This window comes from Mycolicibacter terrae (genome assembly GCF_010727125.1).
Classification (GTDB): domain Bacteria; phylum Actinomycetota; class Actinomycetes; order Mycobacteriales; family Mycobacteriaceae; genus Mycobacterium; species Mycobacterium terrae.
Map to the genome: position 1 here is coordinate 979,860 of NZ_AP022564.1, position 22,386 is coordinate 1,002,245.

Consider the following 22,386-nt stretch of genomic DNA (forward strand, 5'->3'; position numbering starts at 1 on the left):
TCGGATTCCATTGGCTCAATTGGCTATGGCCCATTGCGGCTGAGGCGACTCCGGTGTCATGTAGCCGACGCCGCGAACGGTATCGACGATCGACTCGTGGTCGGCGCCGAGCTTGGCGCGCAACCGCTGGACGTGGACGTCGACCTTGCGGCGGCCGCCTTCACCCCCCCAGACCTCGCGCAGCAGCCGGGTGCGGGTGAACGCCTGACCTGCGTGCTGCACCAGATAGTTGAGCAGCCTGAACTCGGTCGGGGTGAGGTCGAGTTCACGGTTGGACAACGACGCGGAATAGCTGTCCGGGTGGATGACCAGGTCACCGAATTGCAGTGGGCTGTGCAGCGATTCGCGGCGACGTGCCTGCGCCAGCCGTAGTCGCGCATGCGCCTCGGCCGGGCCCGCGGTAGCGACCAGGACATCGTCGACCTGCCAGTCGAGATCGACCGCGATGAAGTCTTCGGCGCTGACCACGGCCACCACGGCGGCGGCCGGCTCCCAGATGCCGAGCCGCCGACAGGTTTCGCGCGCGGTCGTCAGATCGGTACAGCCATCCACCAGCACCGCTGTGGTGCGGTGGCACTCGGCCCGGGTGGCGATGGCCAGCGGCGCGCGGACAACCGAATGCCCGAAGACGCGCAGAGCCGACAGGGACTGTTCGAACTCGTCCCGGTCGGTCAATAACAGAATGTCCATCGCCTGGCTCCCACCCTCGGATATTCCTCGGTGCCTTTCAAGGCTCTATTACCCGCTTCGGGGCGCGCGTAACCGCGCAGCGATAGGCCCGGCCCGCGCCGCGGACCGGGCCTATCTTCCATCGGGCTACTGGTGGGACCGTTGGCGCGCCTCTGCCGCTTCCGCGCCGGCCCGGGCCGATTCGGCCTCGGCCTCGCGCTTGGCGGCGTCGCGCTGCGCTTGGCCCTTGTCCTGCTGTGCCTCGCCCTCGCGGGCCATCTCGTCGTTGCCGATCACAGTGCCGACGGCTTCCTTGGCCTTGCCCTTGACACCCTCGACCGTGCCGCGGATGCCTTCTACGGGGCCGCTCTTCTTGTCGTCTGACATAAAATCCCTCCCTGGATTTCGTGGATGTGACGGTCCCATGTGCTCTGTCGACCCGCCACACCCGCAAGGCTTCCCGGGCGGCCGGCCGCCCAAACGTCGAATCACCTTGACGCAGAGCCGATCAGCGCGGACGGTGGGAGACATGGAACGCCGTATGCGATCGAGCCCCGGTGGCGACCGACTAGGTCAGGAGGACGAGGAGGTCCGCTCGGCCATCCGGTTCGCCGGGGGGGTCACCGCTGCCGGGGTGGCGTTCGTCCTGCTCGCGGCATGGTGGGCCAGCTCGTGTGATCCGGCTGCCGAAACCGTGGCGTGCGGCAGGCCCTACCGGGCCGTGCTCGCCGCGGGCGCGCCGGTGATCTTCGCCGCCGGCGGGGTGCGGGCATTCCTGCGTACCTACCGGGTGTGGCGTGCGCGGGGCACCTGGTGGGGCTGGCAGGGCGCCGGCTGGTTTCTGATGTCGTTGATGCTTCTCGTACTGATTATGAGCGCGGGGCCGATCAGTGGTATGGCCTGATCAGAGCTCTTTGCATCGGCATCGCTGCCGTATGGCTGTGAACATCCTGAAACGCAGACGTTATTTAGATCACATCGGCCTACGATAGTTTTTGGGTAGCGGACGGGTTCGTCACACAACGGACAGTATTCCGCCGCGCCACCTCCGGATTGGCCGGACGCACGAAAGGAAGAAGCCATGGGCGACACGTTTCATGACCCCGTTGACCATGTCCGAACGACCCGGCCGCATGCCGGCCGCGCCGTGATCGACGTGATGGGCTGGCCGGGCTACACCCTGCTGGTGGTGAGCATGGTGTCCGGGGCCGGCAGCCTCACCGCGTTCGCCACCGGGCATGACCGCCAAGGCGTGGCGGTCGCGGCCTTCGCCGTGCTCGCCGCCGTGCTGGGCGCGCTGTGGTTGCTGATCGAGCACCGGCGGATCGGCAAGGTGAACCAGCAGTGGCAGCTCGCACACCCGGAGCTGCATCGGCAGCACTCGACCAGTTGATTTCCGAGACCTCGAACAGCCCGGCCGGTTTCCGGCCGGGCTGTTCGAGTCGCTGCGTCGAAATCGATGGTTGAGTCGCGTGATAACCGGGTACAGACTTCCCGTGACTAACCTCCGGGCGGCCCACTATGCGGTGTTGACGGCGTGAATGGCCCACCGTGGCGCAGCGGTAGTCTCGGTCCGACATCGCCGGGAGGCTCTATGACCGACATCCACAGCGACCGGACCTCCCGGTCGTGCAGTGAGCGAGCCGTCGAATTGCGGGTTGCGCCCAGACTGGAGAGTCTGGCGGTGGTGCGCATGCTGGTCGGCGCGATCGCGACCTACGAAGACCTCAATGTCGATACGGTGGCCGATCTACGGCTGGCGATCGACGAGCTGTGTACCCAGCTGATCCGCTGCGCCGCCCCGAACTCGACGCTGAAGGTCGTCATCGACCCGGACGACGACGACATAACGATCGAGGCGTCGACGGCCGGCGACGGCAGCGATGTACTGACGCCGGGCAGCTTCAGCTGGCATGTGCTCACCTCGCTCGTGGACGATGTGCAGACGTTCCGCGGGGGTTCCGAATTGGACGGTGCGGGTGAGCTGTTCGGAGTGACGTTGACGACCCGGCGGGCGGAATCCAGGCGGTGACACCGCGCGCCGCCGGCGGCTCCCAGTCCGGCTCGGAATATTCTGACGTCGGCGACATGTTTCGTGAGCTCGCCGGATACGAGCCGGGCTCAGCCGATTTCCGAACCCGCAAGGACAAGATCGTGGAGCGGTGCCTGCCGCTGGCCGATCACATCGCCCGCCGGTTCGAGGGACGCGGCGAGCTGCGGGACGATTTGGTTCAGGTCGCGCGGGTGGGTCTGGTCAATGCCGTAACGAGGTTCGACGTCGAGACCGGCTCGGATTTCGTCTCGTTCGCCGTCCCTACGATCATGGGCGAGGTTCGCCGGCACTTCCGGGACAACAGCTGGTCGGTCAAGGTGCCCCGCCGGCTCAAGGAGCTGCACCTGCGACTCGGGGCGGCGACCGCGGACCTGTCGCAGAGCCTGGGCCGGGCGCCGACCGCCTCCGAACTCGCCCGTGATCTGGAACTGAGCCGCGACGAGGTCGTCGAAGGACTGGTCGCGGGTAGTTCCTACAACACGCTGTCCATCGACAGCGGCGGCAGCTCGGATGAGGACGATGTCCGCTCGATCGCCGACACCTTGGGTGACATCGACGCCGGGATCGACCGGATCGAGGATCGAGAGGCGTTGCGGCCCCTGCTCAACGCGCTCCCGGAGCGGGAACGCACCGTGCTTGTGCTGCGGTTCTTCGAGTCGATGACTCAGACCCAGATCGCCGAGCGGGTCGGTATCTCGCAGATGCACGTATCGCGTCTCCTGGCCAAATCGCTGGCGAAACTGCGCGATCAGCTGGAGTAGCCGAAACGATCACCCGCCCAGCGCGTTCTGGGCGGACAGCGACGACATCACCGCGTCCGGCCCGTCGAAGTTGGCTCTCTTCAAGGCCCGCAGGGTGTCGACCAACTTCGGGTCGGCCCCGTTGCTTTGAGCGTGATCAGCGAGCTCGGCCGCCGTGCCCGGGTAGTCGAAACCCGCGAGGCACTTCTGTACTTCTGTCACATGGAACGCCATATCAACGCAGTACCCGGCGATACCGAGCCGGAAACGGCCGCTCTGGCCCGGATCAGCACCGCCTCCCGACGCCTACCGCCGGTCAGTCACCGGCGGTCAGGCCGCGGGTGGCGGGACCTTCCAGAAGGGTGCCGTCGGGAGCGAAACGCGACGCGTGCAACGGGCACTCCCAGGCCCGGTCGACGTCGTTCCAGGTGACGATGCCGCCGAGGTGCGGGCAGACCGGGGAGACGCGGTGTTCGACGCCGTCCACCCGGCACCGGGCCTGCAGATGCCAGGGCGGTCCGCTGACCACGCCGGCGGCGTCGCGTCCCAGGCCCTGCCGGCCGATGCGGGCGGTCGGAGCGATCCACCCTTTTGCGAGATTGAAGCCGACCTCGAGATTGGCCTGCACCGCGGTGGACAGGCCGCGGAGCTCGCGGGTGCTCCAACTGGCGAATGCCCGGTCCCACTTCGGACGTGTACCCAGCAGCCGGCCCGACAACGCCAGCGCAGCGGCGGCCCCATTGGTCATGCCCCATTTATTGAAACCCGTTGCCACGCAGATGGTGTCATTGTCGGGAAGGATCGGCCCGACATAGGGCAGCTCATCGACGGGCGCATAGTCCTGCGCCGACCACAGGTGTGTGCGGGTCGCGCCCGGGAAATGCCGCAGCGTCCACGACTCCAGTTCGGCCAGCGCATCGGTGGGGTGCTTGGCGCGGCCGACGGTGTGTCCCGCCCCGCCGACGATCAGCACCTCGGAGTCGTCGAAGGGGGCGTAGCGCAGCGAGCGGGTCGGCGAATCGGTGGAGATCATCATCGGGCGGGTGATCTCGCCGGGCACGTCGAATGCCATGCAGTACGACCGGCTCGGCTTGACCCGGGCGAAGAATCCGCCGCGGTCCAGGATCGGGATGCCGGTGGCCAGCACCAGTCGGGTGGTCTGCAATTCCCCGCTCATTCGCGGACCGTCGACGTGCAGCCGCAGGCCATCGCGTCCGCCGGAAACCCGTTGCACCCGAGCATGTTCCACCAACCTACCGCCGCTGGCGAGCAACTCGGTGCGCAGCGCGTCCAGAAACTGCATCGGGTCGAACTGCGCCTGCTCGGCCAGTCGCACGCCGCCCAGATACGAAAACGGCACGTCGGCCTGCGGCTCCCAGGTCACCGGCAGATCCACCGCGCGGCAGGCGTCGAATTCGGCGCGTGCCTTCTCCACCCCCTGCGCGGACTGGGCGAAGGTGTAGGCGTCCTCGCGTTGCACCGCGACACCGTTTGCCGCGCAGAACGACAGCAGCCACTCCTGGCCGGCACGGTTGCCGTCCAGGTATGCGCCGGCCAGTCGCTCGCCCTGCTTCGCCGATATCTGCGACAGCCGGGTGCCCTGCAGCAGGCTGATCTTGGCGGTGGTATTGCCGGTCGCGCAGGCGCCGACGGTCCGGGCCTCGAGCACCAGCACTTCCCGCCCCGCCCGGGCCAGCAGCACCGCGGTCATCAGTCCGGTGATACCGGCGCCCGCCACCACCACGTCGGCGAAGGCGGGTAGATCCTCCACGGTGGTCGAAGCCGGTGATGTCGCGATCCGGTCGGCGAGCCACAACGACGTCATGGTCGATCAGTTACCCCCTACCGCGCTCGTGAAACGTGCCGTCGTCCGAGCGGCGGGTTTCGGCCACATAGCGGTGGGTATGCGACCGGTCGAATTCGCAGGCGATGCAGGGGGGGAAAGCCATGGACGCATTGTCGTTTCTTCGTGCCGACCACGAGAGCGTGCTGGGCATGTTGGAAGTACTTGACGGGCCACCGCAGGGCGACGGTGCTCACCAGAGCGGATTGGCGACCATGGTGACCAATCTGGTGATCGCCGAATCGCAGCACGAGGCGATCGAGGAGCAACTGTTCTGGCCGGCGGTTCGAACGGCGCTCGACGACGGCGACGACTTGGCGGACCACGCCATCGCCCAGGAGGAAGCCGGCAAGGCATTACTGCAGCAGCTCGAGGACAGCCGCCCCGGTGAGCCCGAATATCACCGGGCGCTGGCTGAATTCAGCACGGCGGCCCGGGAACACATCGACTACGAGGAGAACGTGGTGTGGCCACGGTTCACCACAGCGATCAGCGCCCAAGACCTCGAGAAGTTGGGTGACAAACTGCGGACCGCCAAGAAGATCGCCCCGACCCGGCCGCATCCCAACGCCCCGTCGGGCGGGCTGGCCCAGAACACCATGGGCGTGGCCGTTGCCGCCGTGGACCATCTGCGCGACCGGCTGAGCGGCCGGGCCGCGAACAACCCGCCTGACGCCCCCACGAGCTGACCGGCGGCCGACGCGGTCGAGCGCCTAATCCGGTGGCTCGTCGGGTGACCCGTGCTTGGGGGCCTCGCGGGGCCGGGTCGGGTGTTGGTGTTCCTCGGCGACCTTCTCATCGAGTCGGTCGACGGCATCTTCCAGGGCCTTTGCGTGATCCGGCCGCTCGTCGCCGGGTGTTGTCATCGGGGTGGCTCTCTCCTGGACAGGGGTGATTTGCTCCCCGCGGCGTACCCGCATGGGCCGCCCCCAAACCTGTGCTGCCGGGCGCGATCGGAACGGTTTGCGTTGTCGTGCGGGCGGGTAGCCAGGGCGGTGTTCTCGAGACGACGGAGGTGACCGCATGCGGGCAGTCACATGGCAGGGCAAGCGCAAGGTCCAAGTCGACACCGTGCCCGACCCGGTGATCGAGAAGCCGACCGACGCCGTCATCGAGGTGACGACCACCAACATCTGCGGATCCGACCTGCACCTCTACGAGGTGCTCGGTCCGTTCATGGATCCCGGCGACATCTTGGGCCACGAACCGATCGGCGTCGTCCGGGAAGTCGGTCACGAAGTCAGCAACCTCAAGGCCGGCGACCGGGTGGTCATCCCGTTCCAGATCGCCTGCGGGCACTGCTGGACGTGCCGCCAGGGCCTGCCGACCCAGTGCGACACCACCCGGGTGCGCGAGCAGGACACCGGCGCCGCACTTTTCGGCTATTCCAAGCTCTACGGTCAGGTCCCGGGCGCGCAGGCGCAATACCTACGGGTGCCGCAGGCCCACTACACCCACATCAAAGTGCCGGAGGGGCCGCCGGATTCGCGGTTCGTGTATCTGTCCGACGTGCTGCCGACCGCGATGCAGGCGGTGGATTACGCCGCGATACCCGACGGCGGCTCGGTGACCGTGCTGGGACTCGGGCCGATCGGTGACATGGCGGCCCGCATCGCCGCCCATTCCGGAGCCCGGGTGATCGGCGTGGACCTGGTGCCCGAGCGGCTGGGCCGGCTGGCTCACCGGGGCAGCGAGACCATCGACCTGCGTGGGGCATCCGACCTCGGCGAGGTGATCCGCGACCGCACCGACGGGCGGGGAACCGACGCGGTCATCGATGCCGTCGGTATGGAGGCGCACGGCTCCGGCGGCGCCAAGGCCGTGCAACAGCTCAGCTCCCTGCTGCCGGACGCCCTGGCCGGACCGTTGATCAACAAGGCCGGCATCGACCGGCTCGCCGCGCTGTACTCGGCCATCGACGTCGTGCGCCGCGGCGGCACGGTGTCGATCGTCGGCGTCTACGGCGGCAAACTGGACCCGCTGCCGATGTTCACCTTGTTCGACAAGCAGATTCAGCTGAGGATGGGCCAGGCCAACGTCAAACCGCGGGTCGACCGGATGATGGCGCTGCTCACCGACGACGACCCGCTGGGCGTCGACGCCTTCGCCACCCACGAGCTGCCCCTGGAGCAGGCCCCGCACGCTTACCAGATATTCCAGGAGAAGCGTGACGGCGCGGTGAAGATCCTGCTCAAGCCGTGACTCAGCCGGCGAGCAGGTGTGCGGCCTCGAACAGCAACGCGTGCGCGAAGGCCTGCGGCAGGTTGCCGCGCAACTGACGCTGGCCCACGTCGTATTCCTCGGCGAGCAGGCCCGGCGGCCCGCACGCGGTGCGGCCCCGCTCGAACCACTGCAGCGCCGCGAGGTCGTTGCCCTGCTGGTGATCGGCGAGCGCCATCACGAAGTTGCACAACAGGAACGCCCCCTCGGCCTCACCGAGGTCGCGCTGGTCGGCCCGGTAGCGGTAGACGAAGCCGTCCCGGGTCAGCTCGCGACGCACCGCGGCCAGGGTGGCGATGGTGCGGGCATCATCGGCCGCAACGGCTCCCCGCAACCCGGGCAGCAGCAGCGACGCGTCGATGCCCGCGTCATCGGGTGCACGTTGCCATCTGCCGTCTCGATGTAGGCAGTCGGTGCTGGTATCACTGACCAGCTTGTCGGCCAGATGTTGCCAGCGTGCGCCTTCGGCCGGCGACGTCACACCGGCGATACGCCGCAGTCCGGCCGCGCACGTCAGCCGGGAATGGGCCCAGCGCTGGTTGTCGAGTTCCCAGATTCCGGCGTCCGGTTCACCGCAACGGCTTTCGATCGCGTCGACCAGGACGTGCACCGCACCCCAGTGGGTGCTGTCCAGCCGATCCAGCCGCGCGGCGGCGGCCAGCAGCAGCAGCGCCTCGCCGAAGTTGTCGAGCTGGAATTGGTCCGCGACCCAGTTGCCGGTCTTGACCGTGCCACCCGGGTAGCCGGGCAGCGCCAGGTCGTGTTCCGGGGGTGGCGTCGTGGCGTCCACACGATAGGCGGGTCGCAGGTCGGGTCCGTCGGCCAGGACCCGCTCGGTGACGAACCGGACGGCGTCGTCCAGCAACGGATGCGGTCCGGCGGCGGCGATCGCCTGCCCGGTGTAGCACTGGTCGCGAATCCAGCAGTAGCGATAGTCGTAGTTCCGCCCCTGCTTGGCCCGCTCCGGCAGCGACATCGTCGCGGCCGCGACCATCCCGCCGCCGGCGCTGGTCAGGCCGCGCAGCACCGCGTAGGACTGCTGCGCATCCACGTCGGCCAAAGTGCCGGTGATTTCCGGAACAGCCTGTTTCCAGGCGCTTTCGGTGGCGTGCCAGGCCTGTGCAGCCTCGACCGGCTGCGCCGGCAGCTCGCGGTCGGACAGCTCGAGCACCAGGTCGTGGTCGCGTCCAGGAGCGACGTCGACGACCATGCGCAGCGATCCGTCGCCGGGTCGGTGCGCCTCGCCGGCCCCCGTCCACCGGAACCGGTGCGGCCCCGACCGCCCGGTCCACACACCATCGCGGCACGACAATCCCGACATGGCGGTGGCCCCGAAGTCGGCCCGAACCTGCAAAGCCACCTGCATCCGCACCGGACGATCGAGCGCCCGGATGCGCCGCAGCACCACGGCGGTGTGCGGGTCGCCGGGGAAGGCCAATGCCTCGCGGCACTCGACGATCCCATCGGTGGTGACCCAGCGGGAACGCCAGATCAGCGACCGTTCCTCGTACTGGCCGCCCCACACGTGGCGCAGTTCCGGCGTGACGGCGTACACCCCGGCCCCGCCGAGCAACGAGCTGAACACCGCCGGGCTGTCCCAGCGGGGCAGACACATCCAGCAGAAGTCGCCGCGGGGCCCGACCACGATGCCGCGCTCCCCGTCGGCGATCAGCGCATACTGGCGCAGCACGTGCGGGGGGAATCGCTCGAGCAGCGGCGGTGTGTTGTCCATGGCCCGGTGCATACCCGCAGCCGGACGAGGGTAGTCACCGGTGCATGAGCCTGCCCCGCAGCGTGCCGGTGCCCGTCGACTCGATCGGGGTCGCCGCCTACTCGATTCCCACCGATGCCGAAGAGTCCGACGGCACCATGGTCTGGCATTCCACCACGATGGTGCTGGTGTCGGTGCGTGCCGCAGGACAGGCCGGCATCGGCTATACCTACGCCGGCACCGCGGCGGCGACGGTGGTGCGCGACAAGCTGGCCGGGGTCGTCACCGGCGGCGATGCCCTGGCACCGCCGGCCCGCTGGGCCGACATGCTCAGCGCGGTGCGCAATCTGGGCCGGCCCGGGGTGGTCGCCGAGGCGATCTCCGCCGTCGACGTCGCGCTGTGGGATCTGCGGTCCCGGCTGCTCGACGAGCCGCTGGTCGTCGCACTGGGTGCGGTGCATGAGGCCACCCCCGTCTACGGCAGCGGCGGATTCACCTCCTACGACAACGACACGCTCTGCCGTCAGCTCGCCGGATGGGTCGAGGAGGGGATCCCGCGGGTCAAGATGAAGGTCGGCCGTGACCCCGACGCCGACGCGGTTCGGGTGGCGGCGGCGCGCTCTGCGGTCGGCTCCGACACCGAGTTGTTCGTCGACGCCAACGGGGCCTATGACCGCAAGACGGCGCTGGCCTGGGCGGAGCGCTTCGCCGAGCACGATGTGCGCTGGTTCGAGGAGCCGGTCAGCTCGGACGATCTCGAGGGACTGCACCTGCTGCGCGAGCGCGCGCCCGCGGGCATGGACATCGCTGCCGGCGAGTACGGCTACGACCTGCCCTACTTCCAGCGCATGTTCGACGCGGGCGCCGTCGACTGCCCACAGGCAGACGTCACCCGCTGCCTGGGGATCACCGGGGTGCTCAAGGTGGGGGCCCTGTGCGATGCCCGCTGCCTGGATCTGTCGCTGCACTGCGCGCCGCAGATCAGCGCGCATGTCGGGACCGCGCTGTGGCACCTGCGCCACCTGGAGTACTTCCACGACCATGTGCGAATCGAGCAGATGGCCTTCGATGGTGTGCTGCGCCCCGAGCCCGGCGGCATGTTGCGCCCAGACCGCAGCGCGGCGGGCCACGGGTTGAGCATCAAAGCGGCTGACCTGGAACAGTTTCGGGTGGCCTGAGATGTTCCGCGGTGAAATCCGCCGCCTGTGCCGTCATGCCGTTAGCCGCATACGCCGCGTGCGCGTTCCCGTCGGCGCCCCCCGAGCAGACCGGGTCGCCGGGGGCACACAACTCGATGGTCTTGGCGGCGAAGGCGGGGCCGACCGCCAGCGGCGGCGCACCGAGGGAATTCAGGAACTCGGCTGACGGTCTGCCCAGCAGGGCAACGGCGGCGACGTGCCCGGCCGTCTCCGGCGGCAGCGGCGGGGGAAACCCGTCGGCGGCGGGGGCCGGCGCGGTGAGGTAACCGATCAGTGCCGCGCCGCGGGAGTAGCCGCCCAACACCAGTGCGGTGTCCGGGCAGCCCGCCGCCATATCGGTGATGTGGCCGGCGGCGTCGGCGACCCCGGCGACCGTCGGGGCGAATTCGGGTACGGCCGGGAAATTGACGGGGTAGACACCCACCGGGCGGCCGCCGACCCGCCACCGCAGCGCGTCGATGAACTGCTGGCCCATCCATCCGACCCCGGGCGGTTCGGCGGTGCCGCGGGCGAACACCACCTCGACGTCGGGACATCCGGCGGCGGCCGCGTCCGCCGCCGGCCAGGACAGCAGCGTGCAGCCCGCCAGACCGGTCGCGGCGAGTATTCGAGTAATCACAGCAATTCGTCCGATACCCACAACCACTTCTCGGCAAACCGTGGTTTAGCTCGGGCGAAAACGGCAAGCCTACGTCGGTACCGTCACCGACGGACAGGAGTCGAAGGGGAGAAATCAATGATCACAACGTCTTTGACCAGGCTGGCTGCCGCTGCCGGCGGCGTGGCCCTGGCGCTTTCAGCGGCGGGGGTCGCATCCGCCGACCCGGCGCAGGATCCGGCGGTCAGCACCACCTGCAGCTACTCACAAGTGGTGGCGGCGATGAACGCGCAATCACCGGCAACCGCAGCACAATTCAATGCCACACCCATGGCGCAATCGTTCCTGCAGAACTTCCTCGCCTCGCCGCCGCCGCAGCGCGAGCAGATGCTCGAGCAGGCCCAGGGTGTGCCCGAGGCAGCGCAATTCGTCAACCTGGTCGGCCCCATCGCCAAGACCTGCGACAAGTACTGAGCGATGGCCCAATCGGCCGGGGCCGGCAACACCGTCGCGGATGCTGCCAAGGGGGCTGGGCGACAGGTGACCTGGTGACCGTGACCTGGGTGCGCACAAACTCTCCCGGACGCTCACCAAAGATGCGGTGACCAGCCCACTGCGGGCGCCGTTCACCCGCTATGCGGGCACCGGGGGTCCGGCCGAGGTGATGGAGGAGACCCGCCGATCCAGCCAGCTGCGCCACAGTCTGGGGGAGTTGTTGACATGCCCGTTCTGCCTGGATATGTGGGTAGTCACCGCGTTCACCGGCGGGCTGGTGTTCGCTCCCCGAATGACCCGGCTGGTCGCCGGGAGCTTCACCGCGCTGGCCGGCGCGGATTTCTTGCAACTGGCCTACGCGAAAGCTCAGCAGATCACCGAGCAGTGAACTCGGTCTTGCTGCGGGACAAACACTCATGAGCAGGATCGCATTCAACCTGCCGCGGCTGGTGACGCTGGTCGCCGACCTCGCGCTGCTGGGAGTGGCCGGCACCCACGGTTATGTGCTGGCGACCACGCCCGGACCGCCCGGGTATTTCACGGTGTACTGCACCGCGGTGATCATCGGTTGCCTCGTCGCCGCCGCCAGCACCTGGATCGACATCGACGACATCGTGCCGGGCCTGGGGTGGCTGGCCGGCAGTGTCATCTGCACGGCATTCGTGATCGGCTACCTGATCAGCCGGCTGGTGAGCCTGCCCGGCCTGCCGACGCTGACCGGGCGGTGGGATCTCGCACCGGGCAACCTCGCGCTGGCCTGCGCCGGCGCGTTCCTGGCGGTGCATCTGACGGTGCTATCCGGAGTCAACGTGGCATTCGGGCAGCGCAGGGCCTGGTACTGCTGATGACGCTCGACTATCCGGCTTGGCTGCGCATCGACCACTGGCTCAACGTGTTGTTCCTGACCCTGCTGCTGCGCAGTGGCATCGAGATCCTGTCCACCCATCCGAAGCTGTACCGCCACGAAGACAGCGCACCCGGAACGCAGTGGGCCCAGTTCACCGGCAAGGTGATGCCGAAGAACAAGCTCTACGACACCTTGGACGAAGAGGAGGACTACCACCCGTTGATCGCGCTGCCGGGACACGCGCAGCTCGGCATGGGCCGGCATTGGCATTTCGTCGCGGTCATCGGCTGGATCCTGGTGGGGTCGTCCTACTACATCCTGCTGTTCGCGACGGGGCAGTGGCACCGGTACTGGCCGTATTCCTGGTCGATCTTCGCCGAGGCGTGGAACGACATCGTCACCTATCTCAGCTTCAACCTGCCGCCGCTGCTGCCGGGCGAACCACTGGACGCCATCCAGAAGCTGACCTACGCCGGTGTGATCTTCGGCCTGGCGCCGTTTCAGATCCTCACCGGCGCCGCGCAGTCGCCGGCGATCGAGGCCCGGTTCCCGAAGTATGTGCGGTTGTTCGGCGGCCGGCAGTCCGCCCGCAGCCTGCACTTCCTCGGCTTGGCCGCGTTCGTGGTGTTCATCGCGATCCACCTGTCGATGGTGTTCTTCTGGGGCTGGGGCCGGTTGACCGCGTTGATGATCTTCGGCGCGGTACGCAACATGACTCTCGCGACAGCACTGTCGCTGCTCATCATCGCGGTGATCGTCGCCGTCCATGTCGCGGCGACGGTGTGGAGCCAGCGCAGCCCTGCGTCGGTGCGCCGCGTACTCGGTGCGGTGATCAGCGTGCCCCGCAAGGGCCTGCTTCGCCGGCTGGACTCCCGGCAGGATTACCCGCGGCGAGCGCTGTCGGCGGAGCACCGCGTCAACGGCAAGCCCCCGACCGCCGAGAACTACAAGGTGATGGCGGTGCACAACTTCGTCGATTGGCGGCTGCGAGTCGGTGGGCTGGTGGAGCAACCGATGACGCTGGATCTGACCGGGTTGCGCGCACTGGGCGAACCGCAGACCCAGCGGGTGCTGCACAACTGCGTGCAGGGCTGGACGTCCATCGGCGAGTGGACCGGGCTACCGCTGGGCACCCTGGTGGATCTGGTGCGCCCGTTGCCACAGGCGCGCTACATCTGCTTTATGAGCATGCAGGACAACAGCACCGACGAACCGAGCGCGCACGGCGGCGGTCAGTTCTACGAGATCTTCGACCTGAAACTGGCCCACAAACCGCAGATGCTGTTGGCCTATGCGATGAACGGCGAGCCGCTGCCGATCAAGCACGGGGCGCCACTGCGACTACGGGCCGAGACGCAGGTGGGTTTCAAAATGGCCAAATGGATCAACCAGATCGAGTTCGTCGACGACTACGCCCATATCGGGAAGGGACGAGGTGGCTGGCGCGAAGACAACGTCTACTACGGCATGGACGGAGAGATCTAGATGTACTCGGCAGTCACGTTGGTGACAGTCGGCTGATTGGGGGTTGGCCTCCGATGGCTGAGTGGCGGCGTTGATTGTTGTAGTACTCGAGCCAGGGAGCAAGAGCTGCGCTTCGTGCGGCGTTGGTGGTGAAGACCTGGCGGTAGGCCCACTCGGTCTGCAGGGTGCGATTGAAGCGCTCCACTTTTCCGTTCTGCCATGGGCAGTAGGGCTTGATGAAGACGTGTTTGGCGCCGATCGCGGTGATGGTGGCGGCGACGTCGTTGGAGCGGCGATAGCTGAAGTGGTTGTCGGTGATGACGCGCTCGATAGTGATGCCGTGGGTGGTGAAGTATTGAGCTGCGCGCGCGAGAAACGCTCCGCAAGTGGCGCCCTTCTCGTCGGGCAGGATCTCCGAGTACGCCAGCCGAGAGTGATCGTCGATGGCCGAGTGCACGTAGTCGAACCCGATCCGGGCCTTCTTGCGTGTGGCGGTGTCACCGGCCTGGCGGCCATGGGCTTTCCATCCTCCGCCGTCGGGAATGCGTCCGATCTTCTTGACGTCCATGTGAATCAGCTCGCCGGGCCGGGCCCGTTCGTAGCGCACCGTGGTGGCTTTCGACGAGCGAATGAGCGCTCCGGTCAACGGGTCGCAGTCGCGTAGGTAGGCCACCTCGTGGCGGCGCAGGATCGCCGAGACCGTGCGTGCCGGCACCGCGAGTTCGGTACCGATCCAATCCTGGCCTCGACGGGAGGAACGACGCAGTTCGACCACGGCGGTCTCCACCGATGCGGCGGTGCGTCGCGGGCACCGGTGCGGTCGTGAGGACCGGTCGACGAGACCGGCCGATCCTTCGGTGAGATAGCGGTGGACCCATCGATAGGCGCATTGCCGTGATACACCGAGTTCAGCGGCGACATGCGCGGGTTTGCGCCCGCCGGTCAGGATTCGATCGACCAGCAGTTGACGACCATGAACGGTCAAGCGGGCATTAGCGTGAGACACGAGGACCTCCGAGTGTGTGAAGACGTCAGACATCTCCACTAAGCCCGGAGGTCCTCCCTTCTCGCACCGAAATCGTCAACAACGTCCCTGCCGAGTACATCTAGAGGTGAGCGCCACCGCAGACGCAGAACCCCGCCCGGAACTGATCGATCTGGGCGACATCGCCCGCGACCGGGTGTCGGAGCTGGTGGCGGTGCGCGGAGGCAGTTGCGCGGCCTGCGAGGGAACCGAGTTCGAGGTCGGCCACGCGCTGTATCTGGGGTTCCTGTTCCTCGACGAGGACGACGACGCCTACCTGGTCGCCCTGACCTGCCGGAACCCGTCGTGCCCGCAACCGCGAACCGCGATCCGGTTGCGCTACAAGGAATTCCTGGCTAGTTAGGCAGTTCTGGCCGGGCCAGGCCGAACCGCTCCACCAGATCGGCCACGCCACTCAACTCTTCGCACACCGCCTCGAAGCGGCGCTCGGCGTCGTCGTCGAGCAGACCGCGGCCGTGGTAATAGGCCAGCCGGCGCAGCCGCCCGGCCAGCGCGGTTCCCCACCGGATGCTCAAGTCGTAGATACGTTCGTCGTCGACCTTCGGCCGCTGCCCGAGTTCCCGCAGTGCGCGCACCTGCTCGGTGAGCACCGCGACGTCGTCGTCGATGCTGATCCGTTGCGTCGAGCTCAATCGAACCTCCTGAAGAAAGCAGTTCTCACAATCGCGGCTTGGCGACGCTGACCACGACCGGCTGGCCCCGCAGGGTCAAATACACCCGGTCGGGGCCGATCGCCATGCCGGACAGGGGTGCGGACCGGGCCGGCCCGGACGGTAGACCGGCCCGGTAGTCGATGACGCGCAGCATCGGGATGCTGCCGTGGGAAAAGCCGGTGAAGCTCGCCGACTCGAAAACGCTCACATCGGTCTCGGTGGCGGCATACACCCGGGTGGCGTCGGAGCCGAGATGGCGGATCGGCGAGGAGACCGGCGCCCGGCCGACCTCGCGCAAACCGTGCCCGCCGCGCCCGGATTCGACGGCGTACAGCGTGTCGCCGCCGGCGTCGGCCAGATAAACCCGGCTCACGGCCGTACCGTCTCCGGCGGCCGCGACGACCTCGGTGTGGTAGCTGCCGCGGTGCTCCGGCGGCGACTGTTGCTGGAACGGTTGCGCCTTGTAATAGGAGACTCCGGCCGGTCCGTAGACGTGGTATTCGATGACGCGCCCGCGGTTGGCGCCGTCGATGACGCCGGTCGGGCCCGCGGCCACCTTTGCGGCCGGTAGTCGGCGCAGACCAAGCTCCTCGACCGGGGTGACCGTCGAGCCGTCGGCGGACAGCGCGAGCAGTATCCGCATGCCCGAGTCCTCGGACAGGTAGGACGGCGCCGGCCCGGCGTCGATATCGCCGATCTGCCGCAGGCTGGTCAAATCGACCGCCGCGACCCGGCCGCGGGCCGGCTGCGGTACGAACACCGTCCGGTCATCGGCGCGGCTGATCTGGACGTTGCGCCCGGCGTCCAGCGGCGCCGAGAACCGCGTGTTGACGGTATCGGGGTCGTCGGCGTGATCGACCGCCGCCAGCCGGCCGTCGTCGGTGAGTGCGATGAGCGAATCGGTGCGATATGACCAGACCGGATCGCGCAGCGGTGTCTGTGCCTGCACTGAAACGGTTTCCGGCGCACTGTGCAACGACCGGCCCGGGGCTGAGCAGCCGGCGCACGCGAGCACGCCGGCGACCGCCGCGCCACACCAGGTCTGCCAGGTCATTCCGCCGGGGTACCCCCGGTGCCGGCCGGCTACACCGGTCCGTTTGTGCAACTGGGCCATCGGGTATGGGGGAGGTGTCCGTATCGCGGAGAGGGGAGTTCCATGTCTGAATCGCAAGAGGGTCGCCGGGTCGCATTCCTGGTGGCACCCGAAGGCGCCGAGGAGGTCGAGCTGACCGAGCCGTGGCGGGCGGTTGCCGAGGCCGGCGCGTCCCCGGTGTTGGTGTCGACGACCACCGGGCCGGTTCAGGCCTTCAACCACCTGGACCGCGGCGGCGAGTTCGACGTGGACCGGGTGGTCGACGACGTCTCAGCGGACGACTTCGACGCACTGGTCCTGCCGGGCGGGGTGGCCAACCCGGACCAGTTGCGCACCGATGACCGTGCGGTCGCGTTCGTGCGGGAATTCTTCAACGCCGGCAAGCCGGTCGCCGTCATCTGCCATGGCCCATGGACCCTGATCGAAGCCGGAGTCCTTGCCGGCCGGCGGATCACGTCGTGGCCGAGCCTGCGCACCGACATCATCAACGCGGGCGGAGACTGGGTGGACGAGGCGTTGGTCCGCTGCGATGGCGGGTCGTCGATCCTGCTGTCGAGCCGCAAGCCCGACGACCTGCCGGCGTTCTGCGATGCGTTGGTAGCCGAGCTGTCGGCGCAAGAGGTACCGCTGTGACCGGCGAACCGATGCCGGTACCGGTCAAGACCGACGACCACCGCGCCCGGTTCTGGGTCAACTGGGTGGCGGCTGTGTTGACCGCCGCCGGGGCCGCCGTGGTGATGGTCTTCGCCACGGGTGCGGTGATGAGCACCGCCGCGTGCAGCACCGCCGAGTGCCCCGACCTCGGGCCCGGCGGCGTCGTCTTCGGCGTGTTGTATTACGGCGCTCCCGTCATCGCCGCGCTGACCATTCTGGCCTCGTTCTGGACGGCGGGGCGCCGGCGCGGATTCATTGTCCCGCTGGCGGGTTGGGTGCTGTTGGCCCTGGACCTGCTGGCCCTGGTCGTCGCGTTTCGGCATTGAGCCGCGGGCTATGACGTCAGGACTTGCGGCGCAAGCTCTTTGAGCATGGTGTTGGCCCAGTCCATCTGCCGTAACGTCTCCGGGTGGCACTGCGAGGCGAGCTCGAACAGACCGGTGTCGCGGGCGGCCTGGGCGCCCTGGGCGAGCAGCTCCCAGTCGACGGATACCGCGGCGGCGTGCAGATACACGCTGCGAAGGTCGACCAGCAGCAACAATCCCGGTTCGGGCCGCCGGCCCAGCACCACGCTGCTCATCTCCCGCACCGAAGAGAACATCCGTCCGATTCGCGGAGGCGAATCGGCCAGGCGCACTCCGTGACCCGACCCGGCCTGCGCGAGCCTGCGAACGTGATCGTCCGACCAGCCCGCCAGATCGGCGCACAGGTGGAAGACGTCGTGGTCGGCCTTGTGCCGCTCCCCGACGCGGCGGAACCGTCTGCTCAGCGACGTTTCGGAGCGGTGCAGCTCCCGCAGCGCAAGGTCGAGTTTCACCAGCCGCTCCGGTCTTCGTCGGCGGCTTTGCCGATGCGCACCACCGAGGTCTTGAACAGTGGCTGCTTGGACACCGGGTCCCAGTCGGTGATCGTCAATTCATTGGCCGCGCGGTGGTGGCCGGCGCCGTCGGCGTCCCAGTAGCCGTAGTGAAACGGCAGGAATGCCACCCCGTCCCGGATGCCGCCCACCCGGGCGCGAGCCTGCACACAGCCGCGCGGCGAACGGATGACGGCCAGATCGCCGTCACGAATCCCGCGTCGGCCGGCGTCGCCGGCCGACAACTCCACCCACACCTGCGGCGCCGCGTCGTTGAGTTGAGGTGCGCGAGCGGTCTTGGTGCGGGTATGGAAGTGATAGACGGCGCGGCCGGTCGTCAGCCACAGCTCGTCGTCGTCGACGGGATGCTCATGCGGGGTGGTGTGACCGGCGGCCCGCAGCACCGCCTTGCCGTCCGGGTTCGTTGCGCGATACTGGGCCGGTTCGATCGACCCGCCGGTGACCAGGTCCTTGCCGTAGCTTTCGCAGTAGTCCGGCTTGCTCCAGAACTCGCCGTCGGCATACAAGCGCTCGGTGCCGTCGGGATGCTCTGCGTTGCACGGCCATTGGATGCCGCTGCCGCCGCGCAGCTTCTCATAGCTCAACCCGGTGTAGTCGCAGGGGCGGCCCGCACTGCACCGCTGCCAGGCCTCGAACGCCGATTCCGGGTCGCGCCATGAGATCAGCGGGGCGCCGTCGGAATCGCGGAAATCCATCCGCTCGGCGTAGTCGCAGAAGATCTCCAGATCGGGGCGGGCCTGACCGGGCGGGTCGACGGCCTTGTCGGAGATGTGCACCGTGCGGTCGGCATTGGTGAACGTTCCGGTCTTCTCTCCCCACGCCGCGGCCGGCAGCACGACGTCGGCGAGCTCGGCGGTCTCGGTCGCGAAGATGTCCTGCACCACCAAAAACAGCCGGGTCTGCCCGAGGATGTGCCGGATGCGGCGCAACTCCGGCAGAGACACCGCCGGATTGGTGGCGCTGACCCAGAGCATCCGCAGGGTGCCCTGCTCGGCGAAGCGCAACATCTGCATGGCGTGCGTCGGCTCCGAATAGTGCGGGATCTTGGCGATGTCGACGTTCCACAACCGGGCCAACTCGGCGACGTGGCCGTCATTGCGCCAATTGCGAAAACCGGGCAGGTCACCGTTGGCGCCGCACTCGCGGGTGTTCTGCGCGGTCGGCTGCCCGTTCATCTGCAGAATGCCGGCACCCGGGCGCCCGAGCATGCCGCGGATCACGTTGAGGTTGTTGACCGCAACCGCCGCCGCAGTGGCCTGATGGGATTGGTAGAAGCCCTGCAGCACAGTGGAGAGCAGGCGCTGGGCGTGCCCGAGAATCTCCGCGGCGCGCCGCAGGTCGGCGGCCGGGACATCGCAGATCTCGGCCACCCGCTCCGGCGGGTATTCGGCGACGCACGCCGCCAGCGCGTCGTAGCCGACGGTGTGGGCGGCGATGTAGTCGTGATCCACCCAGTCGTGCGCGATCACCTCGTGCAGCAGGCCGTTCATCAACGCCAGATTGGTCCCGGGCAGCGGCGCCAGATGCACCGTCGCCTCCTTGGCGACCGGGGTCTCGCGCGGGTCGACGCAGATGATCTGCGGCGGGTCGGCGCCGGCCAGCCGGTCCAGCATGCGTGACCACAGCACGGTCTGGGTCTCGGCGACGTTGTGGCCGTAGAGCGCGATCACGTCGGCGTGGTCGACGTCGGTGTAGGAGCCGGGCTGGCCGTCGCAGCCGAACGTCTCCTTCAGCGCCCATTCCGCGGTCGCGGTGCACAGCCGGGTGTTGCCGTCGACGTGGTTGGTGCCCAGCCCGGCGCGGGCGATCACCCCGAGCGTGTAGTACTCCTCCAGCAGCAGCTGACCGCTGGTGTAGAAGCCGATCGAACCGGGTCCGGCGTCGCGCAGCAGCGCCTGGGAGGTCGCGACGATCCGATTCATCGCGGTGTCCCAATCGGATTCGACCAGTCGACCGCCCTCGCGCACCAGCGGCACCGTCAGCCGGTCGGGGGAGTTGTTGGCCTGCCAGCCGAACAGGTCCTTCGGGTCGACCCGTCCGTGGTTGACCCGGTCGGCCCGGCGTCCGCGCACCCCGACGATCCGGCCCTCATGGCTGGCGATGTCGAGACCGTCGCCGTTGGAATGCAGCACCGCCGCGGACTGCGACCAGTCCACCTCGTCGGCGTCGACGCCTTCGGCCAGTTCGGTGTCCACCCGGTCGGGCCACCGCTGCCCTGCGGCATAGGGCGTCCGGGCGCCCCAGGGCTCCGCGATGCGGTCGGTCATGTAACCGCGGTTACCCACTTCTGGGCTCGGGCATGCGCTGGGTAGGGGGCACGCCCACGTGAGCACACCCCGACGGTGGCCACAGGTCGTCGTGGGTTTTGCCGCCCGCCGGTCGGGGTAGCCCGTAGCCATGGCACAGACGACTTTGCACAACCCGGTCGACGTGGTCGATTTCCTCACCGCGCAGCACGAGCGGATCAAGACGCTCTTCGATGAGACGCTGCTGGCTGCCGGCGCCGACCGCGAAGAGTCCTTCGTCCGGCTGCGCCGGCTGCTGGCCGTGCACGAAACCGCCGAGGAGGAGATCGTGCACCCGCGGGCCGCCCGCGAGCTCGACAACGGCCGCGAGCTGATCAAGGCCCGGCTGGCCGAGGAGAAGCAGGCCAAGACGGCTCTGAGCGAGCTGGAGAACGTCGACGTCGATTCGGAGTTCTTCACCGAAAAACTCCGGGAACTGCGCGACGACGTGACCGAGCACGCCGGTCACGAAGAGCGCGACGAATTCGCCGGGTTGCGAGCCGAACTCGACGACACCGAACTGCAGCTGCTGGAACGTGCGGTCAAACTCGCCGAGTCCATCGCGCCGACCAGGCCGCACCCCGGAGTCGAGGGTGCACTGGCCAACGCCTTCGTCGGGCCGTTCGCCTCGATGGTGGACCGGGCGCGCGACGCGATCCTGGGGTACGAGTCATGATCGGGGTCGGGTTGTTGCTGCTGATCCTGGGGCTGGTCTTCGGCGTCTACTTCCTGTGGGCGATCGGGATCGTCCTGCTGGTGGTCGGTGCAGTGTTCTGGCTGCTGGGGGCGGTCGGTCGGCCGGTCGCGGGCAGACGCTACTGGTACTGATCCGCCCGCTGTCACGCCTCCGGTCGCCGGTCAGACGCGCCCTCCGGCGCCCAACGTGTTCTGCATGTCGGGCTTCATCGCCACCAGCTGGCCGTTCCAGTAGCCCCAGCTGTGCACGCCGCTGCTGTCGATGTTGAACGTGGCGTTGTGTCCGCCCGCACCGTTGTAGGCGTCGCGGAAGGCGATATTGCTCTGCATGACGACCTGTTCGATCACCTGGCCGGGCAGGCTTCCCTCGCCGATCTCCGATGGTGTGCCGTTGCCGCTGTAGATCCACAGCCGGGTGTTGGCGCCCGCCAGCCGTCCGGCTTGCACCGTCGGGTCGTTGCGCTGCCAGCCCGGACCGCCCGTCGGGCCCCACATGTCCTGCGGGTTGAAGCCGCCCTCGTCGTTCATCGCCATGCCGATGAGCATCGGGCCATTGCCGCTGGACGGCGTCAGCAGCGCCGAAAGCGAGGCGGCATATGCGAATTGCTGCGGATGGTAGGCCGCCAGGATCAGCGCCGACGAGCCCGACATCGAGACTCCCACCACCGCGTTGCGGGTCGAGCGGACGCCCCGTCCGGCGAGGTAGCGCGGCAGTTCGCTGGTAAGAAACGTCTCCCACTTGTAGGTCTGGCCGTTGGCCGAGCCATACCAGTCGGTGTAGAAGCTGGAGCGCCCGCCGACCGGTGCCACCACGGAGATCCCGGAACCGCTGTACTCGCTGAACGCCGGGGTTTCGATGTCCCAGCCGCTTCGGTCGTCGCGGGCGCGCAGGCCGTCGAGCAGGTAGACCGCGGGCGCGCCGCCGCCCTGGAATTCAACGGTGATGTTGTGGCCCATGCTCGGCGAGGGCACCTGTAGGAATTCCGGCCCGGCGGCGCCGGCGGGGGGTGCCGCCGCCGCGCCCAAGCCGATCAGCCCCGGCAGTAACGCCGCCGCGGCGACCCGGGGGACCCGGTGCAGCCGGCGTGGTGATTTCTTCCGCATTCTTTCTCCCCTTTCACGCAGACCCGAGAGCCAAGGCCTGTCGGCCGGGTGTGCGAGAGGGGAGAAATCGACACAGGGCCCGTAAGGCTTTGGTTCCATCCCTCGGCATCGTCAGATACCACGGATGGCTGCCCTGCAGT

The 22,386-nt window shown here is 68.2% G+C and carries 28 protein-coding genes and 1 pseudogene; 16 read left to right on the forward strand and 13 right to left on the reverse strand.

The window, feature by feature from the left end:
- Positions 1–15: 15 nt before the first annotated feature.
- Entirely contained in the window at positions 16–690 is a 675-nt protein-coding gene (locus G6N23_RS04715) for a winged helix-turn-helix domain-containing protein (protein ID WP_085259896.1), read from the reverse strand.
- Between the two features lie 126 nt (positions 691–816).
- Positions 817–1,056, reverse strand: a complete 240-nt coding sequence (gene mbp1 / locus G6N23_RS04720; RefSeq protein ID WP_085259897.1) for a microaggregate-binding protein 1 — start codon at positions 1,054–1,056, stop codon at positions 817–819.
- A gap of 142 nt (positions 1,057–1,198) precedes the next feature.
- Between mbp1 and G6N23_RS04725 the strand changes: the two genes are divergently transcribed.
- From G6N23_RS04725 to G6N23_RS04740, 4 genes are all read left to right on the forward strand, one after another.
- Positions 1,199–1,573: a hypothetical protein gene (locus tag G6N23_RS04725; RefSeq protein WP_234808520.1), complete on the forward strand. Its 375-nt coding sequence runs from the start codon at positions 1,199–1,201 to the stop codon at positions 1,571–1,573.
- 177 nt (positions 1,574–1,750) lie between these two features.
- The gene (gene usfY / locus G6N23_RS04730) at positions 1,751–2,062 is read left to right on the forward strand and encodes a protein UsfY (protein WP_085259899.1); all 312 of its coding nucleotides are present in this window, start codon (positions 1,751–1,753) and stop codon (positions 2,060–2,062) included.
- 201 nt (positions 2,063–2,263) lie between these two features.
- Entirely contained in the window at positions 2,264–2,701 is a 438-nt protein-coding gene (locus tag G6N23_RS04735; protein WP_085259900.1) for an ATP-binding protein, read from the forward strand.
- Positions 2,698–3,483 (forward strand): RNA polymerase sigma factor SigF, encoded by a 786-nt coding sequence (locus G6N23_RS04740; protein WP_085259901.1) that lies wholly within the window; start codon positions 2,698–2,700, stop codon positions 3,481–3,483. The genes G6N23_RS04735 and G6N23_RS04740 overlap by 4 nt, the downstream gene beginning before the upstream one ends.
- Before the next feature lie 9 nt (positions 3,484–3,492).
- Here the strand turns inward: G6N23_RS04740 and G6N23_RS04745 are convergent, their stop codons facing one another.
- Both G6N23_RS04745 and G6N23_RS04750 read right to left on the reverse strand, forming a co-directional pair.
- Complete coding sequence (locus G6N23_RS04745) at positions 3,493–3,684, reverse strand: DUF2795 domain-containing protein (protein ID WP_234808521.1); 192 nt, start codon at positions 3,682–3,684, stop codon at positions 3,493–3,495.
- A 94-nt stretch (positions 3,685–3,778) separates the two neighbouring features.
- Positions 3,779–5,287, reverse strand: a complete 1,509-nt coding sequence (locus G6N23_RS04750; protein WP_085259903.1) for an FAD-dependent oxidoreductase — start codon at positions 5,285–5,287, stop codon at positions 3,779–3,781.
- A 122-nt stretch (positions 5,288–5,409) separates the two neighbouring features.
- On the opposite strand from G6N23_RS04750, the gene G6N23_RS04755 reads away from it, so the two are divergent.
- Positions 5,410–5,994 carry a hemerythrin domain-containing protein gene (locus G6N23_RS04755; protein ID WP_085259904.1) on the forward strand — a complete coding sequence of 195 codons (585 nt, stop codon included), beginning with the start codon at positions 5,410–5,412 and terminating at the stop codon, positions 5,992–5,994.
- Positions 5,995–6,018: 24 nt separating this feature from the next.
- On the opposite strand, the gene G6N23_RS21425 is transcribed toward G6N23_RS04755, so the two are convergent.
- Positions 6,019–6,171: a hypothetical protein gene (locus G6N23_RS21425; protein ID WP_165758675.1), complete on the reverse strand. Its 153-nt coding sequence runs from the start codon at positions 6,169–6,171 to the stop codon at positions 6,019–6,021.
- 157 nt (positions 6,172–6,328) lie between these two features.
- Between G6N23_RS21425 and G6N23_RS04760 the strand changes: the two genes are divergently transcribed.
- Positions 6,329–7,507: an alcohol dehydrogenase catalytic domain-containing protein gene (locus G6N23_RS04760; protein ID WP_085259906.1), complete on the forward strand. Its 1,179-nt coding sequence runs from the start codon at positions 6,329–6,331 to the stop codon at positions 7,505–7,507.
- A 1-nt stretch (position 7,508) separates the two neighbouring features.
- On the opposite strand, the gene G6N23_RS04765 is transcribed toward G6N23_RS04760, so the two are convergent.
- Positions 7,509–9,257 carry a glycoside hydrolase family 15 protein gene (locus G6N23_RS04765; protein ID WP_085259923.1) on the reverse strand — a complete coding sequence of 583 codons (1,749 nt, stop codon included), beginning with the start codon at positions 9,255–9,257 and terminating at the stop codon, positions 7,509–7,511.
- A 44-nt stretch (positions 9,258–9,301) separates the two neighbouring features.
- On the opposite strand from G6N23_RS04765, the gene G6N23_RS04770 reads away from it, so the two are divergent.
- A complete protein-coding gene (locus G6N23_RS04770; RefSeq protein ID WP_085259907.1) occupies positions 9,302–10,414 on the forward strand; it encodes an enolase C-terminal domain-like protein in 1,113 nt (370 codons plus the stop codon).
- On the opposite strand, the gene G6N23_RS04775 is transcribed toward G6N23_RS04770, so the two are convergent.
- Positions 10,377–11,054 carry a cutinase family protein gene (locus G6N23_RS04775; RefSeq protein ID WP_085259908.1) on the reverse strand — a complete coding sequence of 226 codons (678 nt, stop codon included), beginning with the start codon at positions 11,052–11,054 and terminating at the stop codon, positions 10,377–10,379. The genes G6N23_RS04770 and G6N23_RS04775 overlap by 38 nt on opposite strands.
- 120 nt (positions 11,055–11,174) lie before the next feature.
- Between G6N23_RS04775 and G6N23_RS04780 the strand changes: the two genes are divergently transcribed.
- The 4 genes and pseudogenes from G6N23_RS04780 to G6N23_RS04795 all read left to right on the forward strand — a co-directional run bounded on the left by G6N23_RS04780 (position 11,175) and on the right by G6N23_RS04795 (position 13,860).
- On the forward strand, positions 11,175–11,507 hold the full coding sequence (locus G6N23_RS04780; RefSeq protein WP_234808523.1) for a hemophore-related protein: 333 nt from the start codon (positions 11,175–11,177) through the stop codon (positions 11,505–11,507).
- 85 nt (positions 11,508–11,592) lie between these two features.
- Positions 11,593–11,916: pseudogene (locus G6N23_RS04785) on the forward strand (DUF1360 domain-containing protein); the annotation flags it as partial.
- 28 nt (positions 11,917–11,944) lie between these two features.
- Positions 11,945–12,373 carry an oxidoreductase gene (locus G6N23_RS04790; RefSeq protein WP_085259910.1) on the forward strand — a complete coding sequence of 143 codons (429 nt, stop codon included), beginning with the start codon at positions 11,945–11,947 and terminating at the stop codon, positions 12,371–12,373.
- Complete coding sequence (locus G6N23_RS04795) at positions 12,370–13,860, forward strand: molybdopterin-dependent oxidoreductase (protein ID WP_085259924.1); 1,491 nt, start codon at positions 12,370–12,372, stop codon at positions 13,858–13,860. The genes G6N23_RS04790 and G6N23_RS04795 overlap by 4 nt, the downstream gene beginning before the upstream one ends.
- Positions 13,861–13,873: 13 nt before the next feature.
- Here the strand turns inward: G6N23_RS04795 and G6N23_RS04800 are convergent, their stop codons facing one another.
- The gene (locus tag G6N23_RS04800) at positions 13,874–14,845 is read right to left on the reverse strand and encodes an IS481 family transposase (protein WP_109560210.1); all 972 of its coding nucleotides are present in this window, start codon (positions 14,843–14,845) and stop codon (positions 13,874–13,876) included.
- A gap of 106 nt (positions 14,846–14,951) precedes the next feature.
- Here G6N23_RS04800 and G6N23_RS04805 point away from each other — a divergent pair, with 106 nt between their 5' ends.
- Positions 14,952–15,227, forward strand: a complete 276-nt coding sequence (locus G6N23_RS04805; RefSeq protein WP_085260925.1) for a hypothetical protein — start codon at positions 14,952–14,954, stop codon at positions 15,225–15,227.
- On the opposite strand, the gene G6N23_RS04810 is transcribed toward G6N23_RS04805, so the two are convergent.
- Both G6N23_RS04810 and G6N23_RS04815 read right to left on the reverse strand, forming a co-directional pair.
- Entirely contained in the window at positions 15,220–15,516 is a 297-nt protein-coding gene (locus tag G6N23_RS04810; RefSeq protein ID WP_085260926.1) for a hypothetical protein, read from the reverse strand. The genes G6N23_RS04805 and G6N23_RS04810 overlap by 8 nt on opposite strands.
- Positions 15,517–15,541: 25 nt before the next feature.
- The gene (locus G6N23_RS04815) at positions 15,542–16,591 is read right to left on the reverse strand and encodes a YncE family protein (protein WP_085260927.1); all 1,050 of its coding nucleotides are present in this window, start codon (positions 16,589–16,591) and stop codon (positions 15,542–15,544) included.
- Between the two features lie 102 nt (positions 16,592–16,693).
- On the opposite strand from G6N23_RS04815, the gene G6N23_RS04820 reads away from it, so the two are divergent.
- Together G6N23_RS04820 and G6N23_RS04825 are read left to right on the forward strand one after the other, a co-directional pair.
- A complete protein-coding gene (locus tag G6N23_RS04820; protein ID WP_085260928.1) occupies positions 16,694–17,263 on the forward strand; it encodes a type 1 glutamine amidotransferase domain-containing protein in 570 nt (189 codons plus the stop codon).
- Positions 17,260–17,610 carry a hypothetical protein gene (locus G6N23_RS04825; protein WP_085260929.1) on the forward strand — a complete coding sequence of 117 codons (351 nt, stop codon included), beginning with the start codon at positions 17,260–17,262 and terminating at the stop codon, positions 17,608–17,610. The genes G6N23_RS04820 and G6N23_RS04825 overlap by 4 nt, the downstream gene beginning before the upstream one ends.
- Positions 17,611–17,618: 8 nt before the next feature.
- On the opposite strand, the gene G6N23_RS04830 is transcribed toward G6N23_RS04825, so the two are convergent.
- A complete protein-coding gene (locus tag G6N23_RS04830; protein WP_085260930.1) occupies positions 17,619–18,101 on the reverse strand; it encodes a hypothetical protein in 483 nt (160 codons plus the stop codon).
- Complete coding sequence (locus G6N23_RS04835; protein ID WP_085260931.1) at positions 18,098–20,428, reverse strand: molybdopterin oxidoreductase family protein; 2,331 nt, start codon at positions 20,426–20,428, stop codon at positions 18,098–18,100. Before G6N23_RS04835 ends, G6N23_RS04830 begins: the two co-directional genes overlap by 4 nt.
- 130 nt (positions 20,429–20,558) lie before the next feature.
- Here G6N23_RS04835 and G6N23_RS04840 point away from each other — a divergent pair, with 130 nt between their 5' ends.
- Both G6N23_RS04840 and G6N23_RS21430 read left to right on the forward strand, forming a co-directional pair.
- A complete protein-coding gene (locus G6N23_RS04840; RefSeq protein WP_085260932.1) occupies positions 20,559–21,122 on the forward strand; it encodes a hemerythrin domain-containing protein in 564 nt (187 codons plus the stop codon).
- The gene (locus tag G6N23_RS21430; RefSeq protein ID WP_095173974.1) at positions 21,119–21,274 is read left to right on the forward strand and encodes a hypothetical protein; all 156 of its coding nucleotides are present in this window, start codon (positions 21,119–21,121) and stop codon (positions 21,272–21,274) included. The genes G6N23_RS04840 and G6N23_RS21430 overlap by 4 nt, the downstream gene beginning before the upstream one ends.
- A 30-nt stretch (positions 21,275–21,304) precedes the next feature.
- Here the strand turns inward: G6N23_RS21430 and G6N23_RS04845 are convergent, their stop codons facing one another.
- Entirely contained in the window at positions 21,305–22,246 is a 942-nt protein-coding gene (locus tag G6N23_RS04845; RefSeq protein WP_085260933.1) for an esterase family protein, read from the reverse strand.
- Positions 22,247–22,386 lie beyond the last annotated feature (140 nt).